Genomic DNA, 16,522 nt, shown 5'->3' on the forward strand with positions numbered 1-16,522 from the left:
GGTCCCGGCGGCAACGCTGCAATTTGGAATTGCAGCGGGGCCGGGAGTCGGCGAAACGAGAGGGGTATGTCTCTGCAAGATTCTCTCGTCTTTGAGCCCCTCGCCATGGAACGCGTCTGGGGTGGCCGCCGACTCGAGGCGGTTTTCGGAAAACGCCTCCCCCAGGGGGCGCCGATCGGGGAGCTTTGGGAACTGGTCGACCGCGAGGACGCGCAGAGCGTTGTTCACCAGGGAGAATTGCAGGGGGCCACTCTCAATGAGCTTTGGAAAAATCGCCGAGCCGAGGTTTTTGGTGAAGATTATGTCACCAGCGAGGCTCCTCGTTTCCCGATTTTGATCAAGCTGCTCGATGCTCGCGAGCGGCTTTCTGTGCAGGTTCACCCACCGGTGAGCATGGCTGCAGCCCTGAATGGTGAGCCAAAGACCGAGATGTGGTACTTTGCCGACGCCCTGCCCGGAGCGACCATTTATGCCGGGTTGAAGCACGGCGTCACCCGCGATCGCTTTGAGACGCTGCTCCGCGAGGGCCATGTGGCCGAGGCGCTGCACGTCGTGCCGGTTTCCACGGGCGACAGCATTTTCATTCCCAGCGGACGCCTCCACGCCATCGGCGAGGGCAATGTCATCGTCGAGGTGCAGCAGAACAGCGACACGACCTACCGTGTCTTTGACTGGAACCGCGTCGGCCTCGACGGTTCACCGCGCAAGCTGCACATCGAGGAGTCGATGGTCTCGACCGATTTTGCCGATTTCGAACCCGGCGTGCAGCACGTCGAGCAGGGTACCGTGGCCGAATGCCCGTACTTCAAGGTGGAGAAAGTGAGCCTCGAAGGCCGGATTCCCGCCATCGAAAACAACCGATTCGCCGTTTACACCGTGCTCGAGGGCAAGGTGACGGTTGGCTCGCGGTCCTTCGTTCCCGGCGAGTTCTTCCTCGTCCCGGCCAGCTTTGCCTCGGCGACGCTCGCTCCGGTCGACGGCAAGGCCGTCGTCCTGCGCACGACCCTGCCGGTTTAAACCACTCTAGTTTTCGCCCAGCCGGAGAATATCGTCGGCGGCGCAGGCGGCGCCGAATCCGTTGTCGATATTTGTCACGGTCACGCCGCTGCCGCAGCTGTTGAGCATGCCCAGCAGCGCGGCGAGGCCGGAGAAATTCGCCCCATACCCCACGCTGGTGGGAACGGCGATGACGGGCCGCTGGACCAGCCCGGCGACTACGCTGGGCAGGGCGCCCTCCATTCCGGCGACCACGATCAGCACGCCGTGCGAGCGCACGCGTCCCACCTCGCCCAGGAGGCGATGAAGTCCGGCCACGCCGACATCGTTGACCCGATCCACCGTGCGTCCGAAGGATTCCAGGCACACAGCCGCCTCCTCGGCCACCGGCAAATCCGCCGTGCCTGCACAAAGCACCCCGACGGACCATTTTTGCGGGGATAGCGTGGGTTCGCCGACCCGGATGCACCGGGCGCGCGGGTGAAATCTGGCCTCCGGCAGCTCGGCAACGACAGCCTGATACTGCTCATCGGTGGCGCGGGTCACCAGCACGCGCTGGCCTGCCTGCACGAGGGCTCGAGAGATTTCGGCCACCTCGCCCGGCAGCTTGCCGGGACCGAAAACCACTTCGGGACGACCGCAGCGACGCTCACGGTCGAGATCGACCCGGGCAAACCCCAGGTCGCGTACATCATCAGTGCTCATTCTCGCGAAAGTACATGCGCATCGGCACCATGCCACTTTCAACGAAGCCGTTTTTGCGATAAAAATCCTTCTGCGGGGTATTGGGCTTGTCCGTCAGCAGGGTGATTCGCAGGAACTGCTTTTGGCGGGCGAAGTCGATGGCGTAGTTCAGCAGCTGGGTGCCATACCCCTGGCCGCGATGGTCGTGATGGACGATCAGATCCTCAAGGATAAGCACAAAGCCGCCCTCCGCCGTGCTGATGGTGATCAGCAGGTTGATCATGCCGATGATCTTGTTGGCATTGCGCAGGACAAAAATGCGTCCGCGCGAGGGCTGCTCGAGAATCAGACGCAGGCCGCGCATTTGCCGCTCGCGGTCCGGGCGGAAGTCCTCTTCCTGTGTGAACAGGTCATGGAGGAGGTTTGCCAGATCGGGCAGATCCTCCAGGGTCGCGGGTTCGATGCGCAGGCCTTCCATCACAACCCTGCCTTTATGTCACAACGGGGGCCGGGCTGCAATCATGCTGCACGACTATTAGTTAGCGTCGGCCAAATTTCCGGGCCAGTTCCGCGAAGGAAAACTGGATCATGGTGGGCCGGCCATCCGGGCTGGCATAGGGCAGGGCACAGCGCAGGAGATCGCGCACGAGCCGCTCGGGAAATCTCCGCGTCGGCGTTTGGGACGCGAGGCGCGAAACAGACCGGGCCAGCGCCTCGCGCAAGCCGCGTCCGGCGGATGTCTTGCCGGTCGCACGGGCGGCGTTGACCACTTCGTTCAGGAGCCGGGCGGGATCGCTGTTTTCCAGTCCGGCGGGCAAGCCATCGATGCGGACGGTGGCGTTGCCAAAGGGATCGAGGGAAAACCCCGCCTCCCGCAAATCAGCCAGGTGCTCGATCACCCAGGCAAACTCCCGGGCGGGCAATTCGCACAAGGCGGGAATCAGGAGGTGCTGGCAGGCCGCGCCGCCAGATTCCATGCCTTTCACCAGAGCCTCAAAAAGGATGCGTTCCGCCGCTGCTCCCTCGTCGAGCAGGACCATGCCCTCGTCACCTTCCAGTACGAGGTAACGGTCGCCTAGCGTGCCGAGGATGCGGTACGGCAGGGCCTCGTCCGATGGGGAGGGGGCGAGATCGCGCGAGGATGCGGAAGCCGGAAAAGCCTCCGCCATCGGCTCGGGAATCGGCGCTGGGGGCGGCGGCTCCGGGGTGAGGACGAAATCCACCTGTGGCGCAGGCGCGGCAAAGGCCCGCCGCGAGGGGGCGGTGGGTTCCGGCGCGGCAGGCGCGGGTTTCGCGGTTGGCGTGGGCGTTTCCCCGCGCGGCGGAGCCGGTGCAATTACCGGTGTGGGAGCAGCCGGCCGCCGGGTGCGGGTGATCACTCCACGCGCCGCCTCGTAGACGGCCCGTTTCAGGAGATCGGGCTGGCGCAAGCGGACCTCACGCTTGGCGGGGTGCACGTTGCAGTCGACCCATTCCGGGTCCATCTCGATGACCAGGACGGCTGGCGGATGTTCTCCGCGCGGGATGGCATCGGCATAAGCTTCGCGGAGCGGCTGCTGGACGGTGGCGCAGACGATGGGGCGGCCGTTGAGAATGACATGCTGCTGGAGACGGTCGCGACGCCCCTGGCCGGGACGGGCGAGATACCCGGATATGGCAAAACCTTCTCCGACCACCTGCTCGATCTCATCCAGCCGGTCGAGGAAATCCTGCCCATAGAGGTCGCGGATGCGCACGGCGAGTTCCTTTGCCTGTGGCAGCGAGCGGACGGTCTTGCCATCCCGGCGGCACTCGAAGGCCACCTTGGGATTGGCCAGCGCGATGGCCTCGATCCCATGGACGATATGGGCCGACTCGGTTTCCTCGCCCCGGAGGAATTTTCGCCGGGCCGGGAGGTTGAAAAACAGGTCGCGCACCTCGATCTGGGTGCCGGGGGGTGCGCCGATCTCGCGGACGTCCTCGGTTTTTCCGCCGGAAACCCGCACCTCCACGCCCATGTCGGCGGTGTGTTCCCGGGTGACGAGGCGGAAATGCGACACGCTGGCGATGCTGGGCAGGGCCTCGCCCCGGAAGCCCATCGTGCGCACCGTCATCAGGTCGATTCCCTGGCGGATCTTGCTCGTGGCGTGGCGTTCCAGGCAGAGAAGGGCGTCCTCGCGATCCATGCCGCAACCGTCGTCCCGTACGGTCACCTGCCTCGCACCGCCTCGCTGAAACTCGACCCAGATGCGCCCGGCTCCGGCGTCGAGGCTGTTCTCCACCAGCTCTTTTACGAGGGAGGCAGGGCGCTCGACGACCTCTCCAGCCGCGACCTGGCTGGCTACTTCATCGGCGAGTACGCGAATTTTTCCCATCGAAACAACTTTGCTGCCGTTTGACTTCGCACGGTTTCGTCCATAAGAAAAGAGTTGTGATCTCACTCACTTCCAACGCGGCCGCCCAACTGCGCATTCTCGTGCAGGAGAAAGGCCTGGATGTCAGCGCGGCCGGATTGCGGCTCGCCGTCGAAAAAGGCGGCTGTGCCGGTCTTCAATATGCCATGACCATCGGCGCTCCCGTCGAGGGCGACCTGGAGGTGGAGCACGAGGGCGCGCGGCTTTTTGTGGATCGCGACAGCCTGGAATATCTCGACCAATGCGTGATTGATTACGAAGACGGCTTGTCCGGCGCGGGATTTCGGATAAGAAATCCCCGGGCAGCACGCAGTTGCGGGTGCGGGACATCCTTTGAACCGACCCCGGAAGCGGCGGGTTCCTGATTTAATTTACCAGAGCATTCATGGCCTTTGATTCCCGCGGAAGAGGACGGCGACCGGTAAGCCGATCAGCCGGATTTTCCTCGTTCGATGACGACGAACCCCCACGCAGTGGCGGAGGGAATCTGTTCCTCTGGACCATCATTCTCCTGCTCCTCGTCGGGTTTGCCCTGTTCTGCTGGATCTTCAGCTTTTATGTCTTTGGCCACCCGGAGAAGAGCTTCAGCTACTCGATCCTGACCAAGCTGAAGAAGCTCGAGCCGCTCAAGCGTTTTGAGATCACGGCCGCGCCCCGGGGCGAATTCCTCACCGCCAACCAGTTGGCCGACCGCTATGGCCGCATGACGGATCGCGAGCTGGAGCGCGCCAGCGAGGTGCTGCTGCGCAACTACCTGCGCAATTACAAGCTCACCCAGGATCGCGTGCCCTACATCGTGGGCTCGTTCAACATTCTCGATTCTTACGAGTTGAATGACAAAAACCTCTTCCCGTCGGGCGTCGTGGCTCTGGCCCAGTCGACGGAGAATGGCGGCGTGCTGCTCGAGCATGTCTTTACCGCCAACAAAGAGGACGTGCTCACGCTCCAGCGCATGCTGCTGACCGGGCTCGACCTGAAGCTGGACCGCACGCTCGATCTTTCCGCCATCATCAACGTGAAGCGGCTCAAGGATGGCCGGCTCCAGTTCACCGCCGTGCCGATCCTTTATGGCAGCTATGCCTCCAGCACAGGGCCGGGAACGTTTTCCCTGACTCCTCCCACCAATCTCGACATGGCTTCCGGTTTGCCGGTCCTCGACGACAAAATGGTGGCCGAGGCCAACCAGAAATACTCATCGTACCGGCTGCGCGTCGGTCTCGACAACACCAAGGCCGGAACCGCGGGCAATACCAACGTTCGCAGGCCCCAGGCCCAACTCGTACGCGTCGAGCGCCCCAAGCTTGCGGATGAAAGTGCCGAGACGCCGCCTATTCCCACGCCGACGCCGGCTCCGGCAGAGCCTCAGGTCAAGCCGGCAGTCCCCGTCATTGCGGGAGCCGAGCCGCCGACCCCGACCCCAACCGAAGCGGGCGCGTCGCCCACCCCGGCTTTTGCCGGGACTCCGACTCCCTCCCAGGAATCCATCGCCAATACGGGCAGTGGCAACTGGCCGACCTACTCGCCGGGCCAGATGCCTCGAGGTCGCCTTTCCAATATCCCCGACATGACAGAACTCGCTGGGCGAGGTCTCGCGGGTGAACGTATCTACCTCCAGGGAAATTTTGTCGTTACAGCTGCAGGTCAGAACCGCGCCGTCCTTCGCGCAAACAGCGGTCTTTCCGAGACTCTCGGGATCGGTGGAAAAAGCTCGAATACCCGCATCATTGTTGAGTATCCGTCGGGGACCAAGCCCCCTACGGAAGGAGCGACCTTCAGCCGCGATTCACGCCGTCCGTTCCTCATCACCGACGTAAGAAAGGGCACTGACGGCCAGGTCAATGTGTATGTTCGTGAAGTCACCCGCGGTCAGTGACCTGATCGCGCGGGAGATTGATGCTTCCGGGCCGATTTCGTTCGCAAGGTTCATGGAGCTTGCGCTCTACGAGCCTGGAGACGGTTATTATGCCAGCGGCAAGGTCCGGATCGGGAAGCAGGGTGACTTTTTCACGAACGTCAGCGTGGGGGCGTTTTTCGGGCGCCTGCTGGCCGGGCAGCTTGTCGAGGTATGGGAAAGGCTGGGACGACCTGGAGATTTCACGGTGGTGGAGCAGGGTGCGCATGACGGCACCCTTGCAGCCGATGTGGTGAGCGCCTTGTCCGAGCTTCTTCCGGGCGGCTTTCGTTACCTGATTATCGAGCCGGCATCATTTTGGCGGACGGAACAGGAAAAGGTGCTGGGCCGCTTCGGCGACCGGATCGGCTGGGTTGACGATGTTTCCCGCTTGCCGCGGTTTCGTGGCGTGCACCTTTCCAATGAACTGGTCGATGCCTTGCCATTTCATCTGCTTCAATCCCAGGGCGATGGGTGGCGGGAACTGATGGTCATTCGCGCGGGAGACGGATTTGCTTTTCAATCAGCTGATACCGACGTGATTCCGCCCGCATTGCCTGAGCGCCCTGAGGGGGTCCTGCTGGAGGTTCGGCCCGCTGCCGTGGCCTGGCTGGCATCCATGGCCGAGCGGCTGGAAGCCGGGATGATACTCATCATCGACTACGGGTACACCCGTGAGAATCTGTGGGCCGAGCATCGCACGCGCGGTACGTTTTCCTGCTACTCCGGACACCGGCGGGACGATGATGTATTGTCGAACCCTGGCTCCAAGGACATCACCTCGCATGTTGACTTCACGCAACTTGCCGACGAGGCGGGGAGGCTGGGCCTCGGTGTCGAGGGGTTTGCCGACCAGCACCATTATCTCGTGGGTGCGTCGGAAACCTACCTTCGCTCGCTTGAGGGTTCCGCACCAGTGGGCGAATCGCGTAAAGCCCTGCGCAACCTCCAGACGCTCATTCATCCCGAGAGCATGGGCCGTCAGTTTCATTACCTCGGTCTGGTGAAAGATCTCCCGCCTCCTGCCGCGTCGGGCTTTCGTTATGCCAGAGGGACGGCGGCATTGCTGGAATCCGTCGCCGCCATGAGGGTTCGGGCATAGGTTTTTCGCCTCACTGTAAACTGTTTGACCAGAAATCGATGTTTGCTTGTGGGTATGGGTAAAGACTGTTGCTTTATGGGCTTGGGTCCATTTTCGACGGTGGCACAAACGATGCCTTCGGTAGCACGGGCTTGTCTGATTATTGCAAAGTCCTAGGCTGAGGCCACACCCAGATGATGCCCATGAATTCGTTTTTCCGGAGCGCGGTCGCCCGCGCGCCCCGATCCATCAGCCATTCCCTCCTGCTGGCCATGGTGCCAGTGCTGCTTTCCTCCCGACTCTGTGCCGCCGATGAGGGCAAGCCCGGGGATCAGTCCGTCAAGGTTCTCACCGTCGGAAACAGCTTTGCCGACGACGCCTGTGTACTTTTGCCGGCCCTGGCCAAGGCTGGCGGGAAAGATCTGGTTCTTGTGCGCGCAAATCTCGGCGGACATTCCCTCGCCCAGCACGTAGGCTACCTCCAGGCCTACGAAGCAAATGCCGACGATCCGAAGGGCAGCCCGTATAACGCACCCGCCTACCTCGCAACTGGCGACAAAAAGAAGATCAACCTCAAAGCCATCCTCGCGAGCAAGCCATGGAACTTCGTCACGATCCAGCAGGTCAGTAACAACAGCTTCCAGGAGGAGACCTACGAACCCTTCGCGGGCATCCTTATTGACTATATCCGCAAGAACGCTCCGACCGCCGAGATCCTCATCCAGCAAACTTGGGCGTATCGCGAGGATCACGAGATGTTCAAGGACGGCAAGCTGAACCAGCAGTCGATGTACGCGGGACTCAAGGCTGCCTATGACAAGCTTGCCCAGCGTTACAGCCTGCGGATCATTCCTTCTGGCGATGCCTATCAGGCCGCGCGCAAGCTTCCTCGCTGGACGTTCTCCTTTCCCGATCCGAAGTTTGACTATAGCAAGCCGGCACCCGGCACCTTGCCCGACCAGCATGCCAGCCTGAACGTCGGCTGGAAGTGGGATAAGGACAAGACGACGAACGAGCCCAAGCTTGTCCTCGATGCGAAGCACTCCAATCTCTACGGGCGCTTCCTTATCTCCTGCGTCTGGTACGAGGTCATCTTTAATGACAGCGTGCTAAACAACCCTTTCGTTCCTGAAGGCATGTCACCCGAGGACGCCATGATTCTGCGTCAGGTGGCTCATGAAGTGGTCGCCGCTCGCAAAGCCACCGAGGCTACGCTCAAGCCGTAGGAGGCCGCCTTTCTTCCGCTGGCCTACGATTGCCTTGGCTTGCGGGAATTAAGCTTGATGGGTGGCTAAGCCACCTGTTAAGCCTATTGTCAATTCCTCCTCCCAGACATTCCCCTCCCATGAAAAAGCCCTTGGTCTCTCTCCAGATGTGGACGCTCCGTGACGTCGTTGAACAGGATTTCCGCCATGCCGTCACCGAGGTGGCGGCGATGGGATACCATGGCGTCGAGCTGGCGGGTTACGGCAACCTGAACGCCCAGGCGGCCTGCGAGGCCGTGCGGGAGGCGGGGTTGAAAGTCTCCGGCATGCATGTCGGCATCGATCTCCTGAAGAACGACCGCGCCCGGGTCATCGACGAGGCGGCATTGTTTGAGACCAGGGATATCATCTGCCCCTGGATGGCTCCCGAGGCCGTCGCGACGCGCGCCCAATGCGAAGCCCTCGGCGAAGAGTTCAACGAGATCGGCGCGGCGCTCCGGGCGCACGGACTGCGCTTCAGCTATCACAACCACGGCCACGAGATCGCCACGGTGGACGGACGCACGGCCTTTGAATGGGTCCTCGATGCGGCGGAACCTCGCAACCTCTCCGCCGAGGTCGATGTCTACTGGGTGCAGCACGCGGGGAAGCGCCCGCAGGACCTGCTGCATCGCCTGGGATCGCGCGTGCCGCTCATCCATCTCAAGGACGGCCGCATGGGCGACCGCCAGTGCGAAATCGGACTGGGAGCAGTCAATTTCGATGCCATCTTTGCCGCCGCCGAGGAGATCGGTGTGGTCGAGTGGTACGTGGCGGAGCAGGAGGAGTACGAGGCCTCTTCGCTCAAGAGCGCGCGCATGTGCATCGAGCAGCTGCGGCTCTGGGGCCGGGCTTGAACCCGGCTCCCTTTCGCAAGGCAGACGCCGGGCGGCCTAGGCGGCCCGCCAGTCAAAGATGATGCCCATGGTCTTGGCGCGGTCGCGATTGGCCGCCGCATAAGCCTCGACGCACTCCCCGGGCTGGAACGTGTGCGTGATCAGGTCGGTTAGGGAAAACCGCTTGTCCGCCACGAGAGACAGGAAGAGCCCGGTGATGGATCGGGCGTTCCATTGCTCCGTTTCGTGCATGTCATGGGCTCCGACGATGGTCAGGCCGCGGGTGATGACATCGAGCGTCAGGCGTTGGTCGGACGGCTTGCCCGTGTCGCCCAGCAGGACGAGTTTGCCGAAGGATTTCACCAACTCCAGAGCCTGCGAAAACACCACGGCATTTCCGGTCGTGTCGATGACGAGCCGCGTGAGCTCGCCGCCATTGGCCTTGAGGATTTCCTCCTTCGCGGCCGCGATGCCCGAGGCGATCGTGGTGGTGGCCCCGCCCTTGGCCGCGAGCTTCAGGCGCTCCTCGGCGGAGTCCACGCTGATGATCGTTTTTGCTCCAGCCGCCCGCGCCCAGCGAATCGCCATCTGGCCGATCGGGCCGGCGCCGATCACGAGAACGGTGTCGCCGAGATAGTGGTCGGCAACCAGCGCCCCATGGAAGGCGATCTTGGCGAGGGCAAACCACAGGGCGTCCTGGAACGCCACGCCATCCGGGATGCGGGTGCATTTCGCGGCGGGAACGACCGAGTGGGACTGGTGGCCCGAGCGCAGCGCGACGCGATCGCCGATGGCGAACTCGTTGCTGCGGGATTCCTCCACCGTGCCCACCACGCAATAGCCGGGGTAGAACGGATACTTCACCCAGCTGTCCCAATGCGTTCCCGGATCGAAGAGCCGGTTAAAGACGATATTCTCCGTCCCGGTGCTCATCAGTGAGTATTCCGTACGGACACGCACCTCGCCCTCGGCGACGGCGGGAGGTTCAAAAGATTCGATGCCGACCTGCTGGGCGGCGGGGAAAAACAGGCGGCGGGGAGATTCTGTGCTCATGCTGATCTCCTCCCATCGGCACGCGATTTCTGCCATTCGAATTATCGGCCATCTTTTGTGATTTTCGCTGAAATGGAAACGCGATAGAGATGCGGAAATGAATGGCGACCCCGGCCTCGAGCTGCTGAATCCCACGCGATGGCGCGAGGTTCTGGAGGATGCGTCGTCCCGCACCCTGCGCTTTGTCGCGGGGGCCCGTCATATCATGCCGGAGCGGACGACCTGTGCGGACCACGCCCACTATGCGGCGGAGATCGTCTATCACCCCAGGGGCGTTGGGCGCACCCGCGTCAACCGAATGGTTACCCAGTTCTCCGCAGGAGATATCGTCGTTTACGCCCCGCGGGAGATTCACGACCAGCATGCCGAGGAGGAGTGTGAGGATGTGTGCATCCAGGTGGCGTTGCCTCCTGCAGCAGCGCGCAGGCTCCGCTACGGATTCCTCCTCGGAGGGGTGGAGGGCGACTGGCTGGTCGAGGAGATCGAGGCGCTGTCGCGGAGCTACGGCGACGGCTCGGCGCTGGACCAGCGGGTGCTCGATCTGCGGGTGACGGCGGTCCTGCTCGCTCTCGTCAAGCGAGCCTGCGAAGCCTCGGAGAGTTTGCGGATTTCGACTACGGAGCGCTACGTGCGCAAGGCGGAGCAATACGTGCGCGAGCACTTCGCGGATATCGCCTCGCTCCGGCAGATCGCGGATCACGTCGGCCTGAGCGAGAGCCACCTGAGGCATCTCTTTCGCTCCGCCAGGAAAAGGTCCCTGGTGGGCTATCTGCGCGAGGTGCGGCTCAACCGGGCAAAGGTGCTGCTCGCCACTTCGCCCCATGGTCTGAAGCAGATCGCCGGCATGTGCGGGTTTACTGACGAGTATTATTTCTCCGCCGTCTTTCGCAAGGTGGTGGGAACCCCGCCGGGTCAGTATCGCCTCCGGCAGAATCCCGCTCAGGAGCTCGCCGCCGCCTCGCCGGCCTGAGGGCGAGCGGCTCCAAGGAAAAGCAGCTTCCCGGCCGTCGGGAAGAAAATGAGGCGACCGCGCATGAGGCGGATTTTCCTAAAATGCTGGACCAGAGAGGCTTCTTTCGGGGCGTGCGGAAAGGCCGGAAAATCCGGCTCTTCTGGGTTGGACATGACGGGGGGAATTTCGCCAAATAGCGCCAGATCATGACGACCCGCCAGCGCCTGGACATAGCCGTTCGTTCCGTAACTGGGGAAGATATTCGCTTTGCGGGAAACTGGGACCCGTTGCCTGGGCTTTCCGGCAACGAACATGCCATCGCGGACCGGCTGAATCTTGATGCCTCGCGACTCAGGCGGTGCCGCGATATCTACGAGATCCTCGAGCTCATGGAGATAAATCCTTCCGAGCTGCCCAAGGCCAACGACGCACCGTCCTTGTTCTAGCGGCCGGATCTTCGGCGTTCCCACGTCATCGAAAGGGGAACAGCAGCGGAACGACCAGCACGCTGATCAGCAGGACGATGATGGTGAAGGGGACGCCCACTCGCACGAAATCGCCAAAACGGTATTGACCTGGTCCCAGCACCAGCGTGTTGACCGGCGAGGAGATGGGCGTCATGAAGGCGGCCGAGGCCGCCAGGGCGACCGTCATGGCAAAGGGATAGGGGGATGCGCCGATGTGAGAGGCGACGCTCAGCGCGATGGGGGCCATGAGCACCGCTGTGGCGGTGTTGGAGATGAAAAGGCCGATGACAGCGGTGAAGACAAAGAGGCTGCCCAGGAGGACGCGCGGCTCCGCCTTGCCAAAGACATCGATGAGTCCGCTGACGGCGAGATCGATACCTCCCGTTTTCTGCAAGGCCGTGGCAAAGGGCATCACCCCGACGATGAGGATAAGGCTTTGCCAGTGGATGGAGCGGTAGGCGCTGCTCATGTCGATGCAGCGAAACAGGCCCATCAGCAGGCAGCCGATGAGGGCGGCCAGGACATTGGGCACGAGGCCGGAAACCATCAGGGCGACCATGACGAGGAGGCTGGCGAGGGCCAGCGGAGCCTGTCGCGAGGCGGGGACCACCTCGTCGATTTCCGTCGGCAGCGTCAGCACGAGGAGGTCGGGGCTGTCCGCCTGGATCTTGCGGATCGCCTTCCACGGGCCGATGAGCAGGAGCATGTCGCCCGCCTTGAGCTTGCGCTCCATGATCTGGTCCTGCAGCGAGGTGGAGCCGCTGCGCAGGCCGATGACGTGGAGCTGGTATTCGCTGCGAAACTCCGCTTCCACGATGCTCTTGCCGATGAGGCCGGAACTGGGAGGAATGATGACCTCGACCATGCCGACCTCCCGCGACTGGTCGGTAAAGTACCCGCCTTTGAGCGGAAGAGGCGCAAGACCGAACTCCTCGGAAATGGCCGCCGCCTCCTCGGGATCAGGTGTGGGGACGTCGACGAAGAGAATATCCCCGGCGAGGAGCTCCGTATGAGCCGTCGGGTTGATGATGTTTTTCTGCAGCTTTCCGGACCGCTCGATGGCGACCACGTTGGCGCGGTGTTTGCGCCGGGGCTGGATGTCCTTCAGCGCCTTGCCGATGAGTGGAGAATGCGGCAGGACGCGCATGCGGTACTCGCGCCCTGAGAGGTCGTACTCGCGTACGAGATCGATGAGGCTGCGCCGGGACCGGCTGGTGTGTTTGCGCGGTGTGGGCGCGGAGTTCAACCACCTCCGGGCAAAGAGCATGTAAATGACGCCTGCGGCGAGGATGATGCACCCGATGGGCGTGAAGCTGAAGAAGCGGAAACCCGCCTGTCCATCCTGCCGCAGCGCACTGTCGACGACCATGTTGGGCGGTGTCGCCACCAGCGTGAGCATGCCGCTGATGAGTCCGGCAAAGCTCAGCGGCATCATGAGCCGGGACATGGGAATGCCGAGCCGACCGCCGATGCTCAGCACCACCGGAATGAAGATCGCGACGACTCCCGTCGAACTCATGACCGATCCCAGTCCAGCCACCGCGAGCATGAGCAGCACGATCAGGCGCGACTCGCTCTTGCCCGCATGGTGAATGATCAGATCCCCCGCCTGATAGGCCACCCCGGTGCGGACCAGGCCCTCGCCAATGACGAAGAGCAGGGCGATGAGGACCACGTTGGCATCACTGAATCCCGCCAGCGTTTCCGGCACAGTGAGGATGCCGGTCAGCGGGAGCAGCACGATCACGAGCAGCGCCACCACATCCATCCGGGGCTTGTTGATCGTAAAAAGCGCGACCGCCGCGGCGAGGATGGAGAGTACGATGAGGAGCGAGGGATTCATGGCACGGGCAATCTGCGGCAGCCGCGGATCAGGGAGGGGGAATTCTGAGGCAGAATGCCGCATCCTTCAATTGAGCAATTCCGCAGCCCTCGGAAATTCTCAAGAAAAACGCCGGGCCGCCTGATTTTCAGGCAGTCCCGGCGTGGAGTTCCTTGGGATTGAGCGGTCGGCTAGAGGCTGAGCGGGACCTGCTTCTCGTCGGAGACGTAGCAGGCATCGAGCACCTTCTGCATTTCCGCGCCGCGGGCGAAATCCGGCTGCTCCTGCCTGCCGGTCTGAATCGCCTTGATGAAGCGCTGGTAGTTGTTCGGCATCGAGGGGGCCTCGACGTCCCGCCACTGCGCCTTGTCGAGATCGGGACCCGAGCAGATGCGATAGCCGGCAGTGGTTTTGTCGGAATCGATTTCCACCGTTCCCTTGGTGCCCGCGATCTTGAGGAAAAGCCGGTTCGCATGGCCTCCGCACCAGCGGGTGGTGTGGATGGTGCCGATGGCGCCATTGGCAAACTCGACGTTGAGCACGGCGGAGTCGTTGGCGTCGAGGACGTATTCCCCGATGCGGTCGCCCTTGGCCTTCGCGAAGGTCTTCAGGCGGCAGTAGACCGACTTGAGCGGGCCGACGGGGTACGTGGCAAAGTCCACGATGTGCACGCCCACATCACCGAGCACGCCCTTGCTGCCGTGCTTCGACGAGAGTCGCCAGAGCCATGCGGGAGTGGTGCGCCAGTCGCCCCAGACCTTGCTGGCCAGCCAGGCCTGGAGGTAGCTGGCCTCGATGTGGCGCACCTCGCCGATCTCACCGGAGCGGATCACCTTTTCCACGGCCTGGATGGCGGGCCAGTCGCGATACGAGAGGTTCACCATGTTGATGACTCCGGCTTTCTTCGCGGCAGCCACCATCTTGCGGGCGTCGGGGTAGGTGACGGCGAGCGGCTTTTCGCACAGCACGTGCTTGCCCGCCTTGAGGCATGCGATGGAAAGCGGAGCGTGAAACGCATCCGGAGCCACGATCGTCACAGCGTCGAAGTCCGCCTTCTTCAGCAATTCCTTCACGCCGGCATAGGCGGCGGGAATGTTATGCTTGGCGGCGAAATCCTTTGCCCGCTGCAAATCCACGTCGGCCGCGGCGACGATCGTGCAACCCGGGATGGCGGCAAATTTCTCGGCATGGACATTGGCCATGCCACCCGTGCCGAGGATGGCGAGACGAACTTTTTTCTTACTCATGGGATGGGGAAATGCGGGCGCTGTTATTTGTGGCCGATCTTGGATCGCAGGTGCGCTTCCGGATCATCGGGCAGGGGTTCGAGCGCGGGGGAGTTGGGGCACGTGTCGGGGATGCGCACCGTGGCGCGGGCCCAATGGACGGAGTTGGTGATCACCTTCTGGACCTCGGCCTGGTGATAGGTCGGGTACGTCTCATGGCCCGGCCGGAAGTAGAAGATACGCCCGTTGCCGCGATACCACGTGGCGCCGCTGCGGAAGACCTCGCCGCCGGTGAACCAGGAGATGAAGAGGAGTTCGTCCGGAGCAGGGATGCCAAAGGGCTCGCCGTACATCTCCTCGGCCGGAATCTCAAAGTAATCTCCGATCCCCTGCGTGATGGGATGCGACGGCAGGATGTTCCAGATGCGCTCCTTGTCGCTGGCCTCGCGCCATTTCAGCGAGCAGGTGGTGCCGAGGAGCGACTTGAAAATCTTGGCATAGTGGCCGGAGTGCAGCACCACGAGCCCCATGCCCTCGAGGACGCGCTTTTTCACCCGCTCCACGATGGCGTCCTGCACATCGCCATGAGCCATGTGCCCCCACCAGATGAGCACGTCGGTTTTCTTCAGGACGGCCTCGGTGAGGCCGTGTTCCGGTTCGTCGAGCGTGGCGGTGCCGACCGACAGGGCGGTGTCTTTGCGCAGGAATGCAGCGATGGTTTCGTGCATGCCGTCGGGATACAGCTCGGCGACTTTCGGGTTGCGTTTCTCGTGGCGATATTCGCCCCAGACGATGACGTTGATGGGAGAGGTCATGGGAAATTTCTGTTTCCAGACATCGCAGGTTGTACCCGGAAAACAACGGAAATGAGTTTCAATTGCCTGCGAAGAATAGTAAAAATCTTACCTCCATGATTCCTCTCTCCAAGGATATCGAACGGGTCCTGGCTTCCCTGCGGGCCGGCCGGTTGAAGGTGCGGGTTCCCCGATCCAGCGACCTGTTCCGCTGGAAGCCGAGATCGTTCTTTCACCCGTATCCCGAGCTGTTTATCCAGACTGGCGGGGCGACGGATTTCGAGTGCCCGGCCGATTCCTTCCGCCTCCGCACGTGGGAGGTCTGCGTGATGCCGACCGGCGTGCCCCATGCCGAGACGCCGGTCGACCTGAAGAGTCCTTTTGGCACTATCGTGTTCATGCGGGCTCGCGACGGATTCCTCGTCCATCGCGCCTCAGCCTCGCCCGACGGGGGCATTCATGCCTCGCAAGCCGAGCACCTGGTGAGCTCGCGGGGAAGGTCTGCGTTTCGGTATCTGGAGGAAATGTCCGCTGCGGTCGCGGAGAAGCACCGCAGCGGTTTCCGTCAGAGCCTGCTGGAGGTTTTTCTGGTGACCGCCCTGGGCGAACTGCATCGGCCCTCCGGGGGTATTGACTCGCAATCACCCCTCGTCACGGAGACGGAAAAGCTCGCCCGCACGCTGCTGGGCAATCCCGACCTTTCCGTTGCAGGTATTGCCTCAACCCTTGGCTGCTCGGCGAATTATCTGTCGCGCTGTTTTCATGAGGAGCGGGGAATGACCCTGGGCGCATGGATCACCCGCGAGCGCCTGGAGATGGCCAGGGATCTGTTGTCGGAGCAAAGGCATTCCATCTCCGAAATCGGCTGGATGTGCGGATTCTCCTCGCCATCCTATTTCATCCGCGTCTTTCGCCAGCAGGCGGGTTTTACACCGAGGGCATGGCGCGAGGCCGCTGTCGCCTAGGAGGAGCTTTGCCCGATCCCGGTCAGGCATGCGGTGATTTTACGGTGAGAAATGGACAAGGGATGTGCGGTCTATTGGTTTGTTTGGGAAATAGCGACCGACTAGATTGTCTTTCACG

General features: G+C 62.5%; 16 protein-coding genes. 9 read left to right on the top strand and 7 right to left on the bottom strand.

The features are described 5' to 3' along the window. Positions 1-66 precede the first annotated feature (66 nt). Positions 67-1,017 carry a type I phosphomannose isomerase catalytic subunit gene (locus TSACC_RS19370; protein WP_202816012.1) on the top strand — a complete coding sequence of 317 codons (951 nt, stop codon included), beginning with the start codon at positions 67-69 and terminating at the stop codon, positions 1,015-1,017. 6 nt (positions 1,018-1,023) lie between these two features. On the opposite strand, the gene larB is transcribed toward TSACC_RS19370, so the two are convergent. From larB to mutL, 3 genes are all read right to left on the bottom strand, one after another. Continuing rightward, positions 1,024-1,701, bottom strand: a complete 678-nt coding sequence (gene larB, locus TSACC_RS19375; protein WP_075081110.1) for a nickel pincer cofactor biosynthesis protein LarB — start codon at positions 1,699-1,701, stop codon at positions 1,024-1,026. Continuing rightward, positions 1,691-2,158 carry a GNAT family N-acetyltransferase gene (locus TSACC_RS19380; protein WP_075081111.1) on the bottom strand — a complete coding sequence of 156 codons (468 nt, stop codon included), beginning with the start codon at positions 2,156-2,158 and terminating at the stop codon, positions 1,691-1,693. Before TSACC_RS19380 ends, larB begins: the two co-directional genes overlap by 11 nt. 61 nt (positions 2,159-2,219) lie before the next feature. After that, on the bottom strand, positions 2,220-4,034 hold the full coding sequence (gene mutL, locus TSACC_RS19385) for a DNA mismatch repair endonuclease MutL (RefSeq protein WP_075081112.1): 1,815 nt from the start codon (positions 4,032-4,034) through the stop codon (positions 2,220-2,222). 56 nt (positions 4,035-4,090) lie between these two features. Between mutL and TSACC_RS19390 the strand changes: the two genes are divergently transcribed. The 5 genes from TSACC_RS19390 (at position 4,091) to TSACC_RS19410 (ending at position 9,146) form a co-directional block, all read left to right on the top strand. Beyond that, positions 4,091-4,438, top strand: coding sequence for a HesB/IscA family protein (locus TSACC_RS19390; protein ID WP_084400682.1), 348 nt, complete (start codon positions 4,091-4,093; stop codon positions 4,436-4,438). A 20-nt stretch (positions 4,439-4,458) separates the two neighbouring features. Next, positions 4,459-5,946 carry a hypothetical protein gene (locus TSACC_RS19395; protein WP_075081114.1) on the top strand — a complete coding sequence of 496 codons (1,488 nt, stop codon included), beginning with the start codon at positions 4,459-4,461 and terminating at the stop codon, positions 5,944-5,946. After that, on the top strand, positions 5,924-7,066 hold the full coding sequence (locus tag TSACC_RS19400) for a class I SAM-dependent methyltransferase (protein WP_169809713.1): 1,143 nt from the start codon (positions 5,924-5,926) through the stop codon (positions 7,064-7,066). The genes TSACC_RS19395 and TSACC_RS19400 overlap by 23 nt, the downstream gene beginning before the upstream one ends. Positions 7,067-7,248: 182 nt before the next feature. Further along, on the top strand, positions 7,249-8,271 hold the full coding sequence (locus TSACC_RS19405; RefSeq protein WP_169809714.1) for a DUF4886 domain-containing protein: 1,023 nt from the start codon (positions 7,249-7,251) through the stop codon (positions 8,269-8,271). Between the two features lie 119 nt (positions 8,272-8,390). Continuing rightward, positions 8,391-9,146, top strand: a complete 756-nt coding sequence (locus tag TSACC_RS19410) for a sugar phosphate isomerase/epimerase family protein (RefSeq protein ID WP_075081116.1) — start codon at positions 8,391-8,393, stop codon at positions 9,144-9,146. A 36-nt stretch (positions 9,147-9,182) separates the two neighbouring features. Here the strand turns inward: TSACC_RS19410 and TSACC_RS19415 are convergent, their stop codons facing one another. Next, positions 9,183-10,178, bottom strand: a complete 996-nt coding sequence (locus tag TSACC_RS19415; RefSeq protein WP_169809715.1) for a zinc-dependent alcohol dehydrogenase — start codon at positions 10,176-10,178, stop codon at positions 9,183-9,185. 97 nt (positions 10,179-10,275) lie between these two features. Here TSACC_RS19415 and TSACC_RS19420 point away from each other — a divergent pair, with 97 nt between their 5' ends. Both TSACC_RS19420 and TSACC_RS19430 read left to right on the top strand, forming a co-directional pair. Further along, positions 10,276-11,148, top strand: a complete 873-nt coding sequence (locus tag TSACC_RS19420; RefSeq protein WP_075081118.1) for a helix-turn-helix transcriptional regulator — start codon at positions 10,276-10,278, stop codon at positions 11,146-11,148. Between the two features lie 188 nt (positions 11,149-11,336). Continuing rightward, a complete protein-coding gene (locus TSACC_RS19430; RefSeq protein ID WP_075081120.1) occupies positions 11,337-11,576 on the top strand; it encodes a hypothetical protein in 240 nt (79 codons plus the stop codon). A gap of 25 nt (positions 11,577-11,601) precedes the next feature. Here the strand turns inward: TSACC_RS19430 and TSACC_RS19435 are convergent, their stop codons facing one another. From TSACC_RS19435 to TSACC_RS19445, 3 genes are all read right to left on the bottom strand, one after another. After that, entirely contained in the window at positions 11,602-13,440 is a 1,839-nt protein-coding gene (locus TSACC_RS19435) for an SLC13 family permease (protein ID WP_075081452.1), read from the bottom strand. Between the two features lie 170 nt (positions 13,441-13,610). Further along, positions 13,611-14,666 carry a Gfo/Idh/MocA family protein gene (locus TSACC_RS19440; protein WP_075081121.1) on the bottom strand — a complete coding sequence of 352 codons (1,056 nt, stop codon included), beginning with the start codon at positions 14,664-14,666 and terminating at the stop codon, positions 13,611-13,613. A 23-nt stretch (positions 14,667-14,689) separates the two neighbouring features. Then, complete coding sequence (locus TSACC_RS19445; protein ID WP_075081122.1) at positions 14,690-15,460, bottom strand: ThuA domain-containing protein; 771 nt, start codon at positions 15,458-15,460, stop codon at positions 14,690-14,692. 95 nt (positions 15,461-15,555) lie between these two features. Between TSACC_RS19445 and TSACC_RS19450 the strand changes: the two genes are divergently transcribed. Further along, positions 15,556-16,404 carry a helix-turn-helix transcriptional regulator gene (locus TSACC_RS19450; RefSeq protein ID WP_075081453.1) on the top strand — a complete coding sequence of 283 codons (849 nt, stop codon included), beginning with the start codon at positions 15,556-15,558 and terminating at the stop codon, positions 16,402-16,404. Positions 16,405-16,522 lie beyond the last annotated feature (118 nt).

The sequence above is a fragment of the Terrimicrobium sacchariphilum genome, from assembly GCF_001613545.1.
GTDB lineage: Bacteria > Verrucomicrobiota > Verrucomicrobiia > Chthoniobacterales > Terrimicrobiaceae > Terrimicrobium > Terrimicrobium sacchariphilum.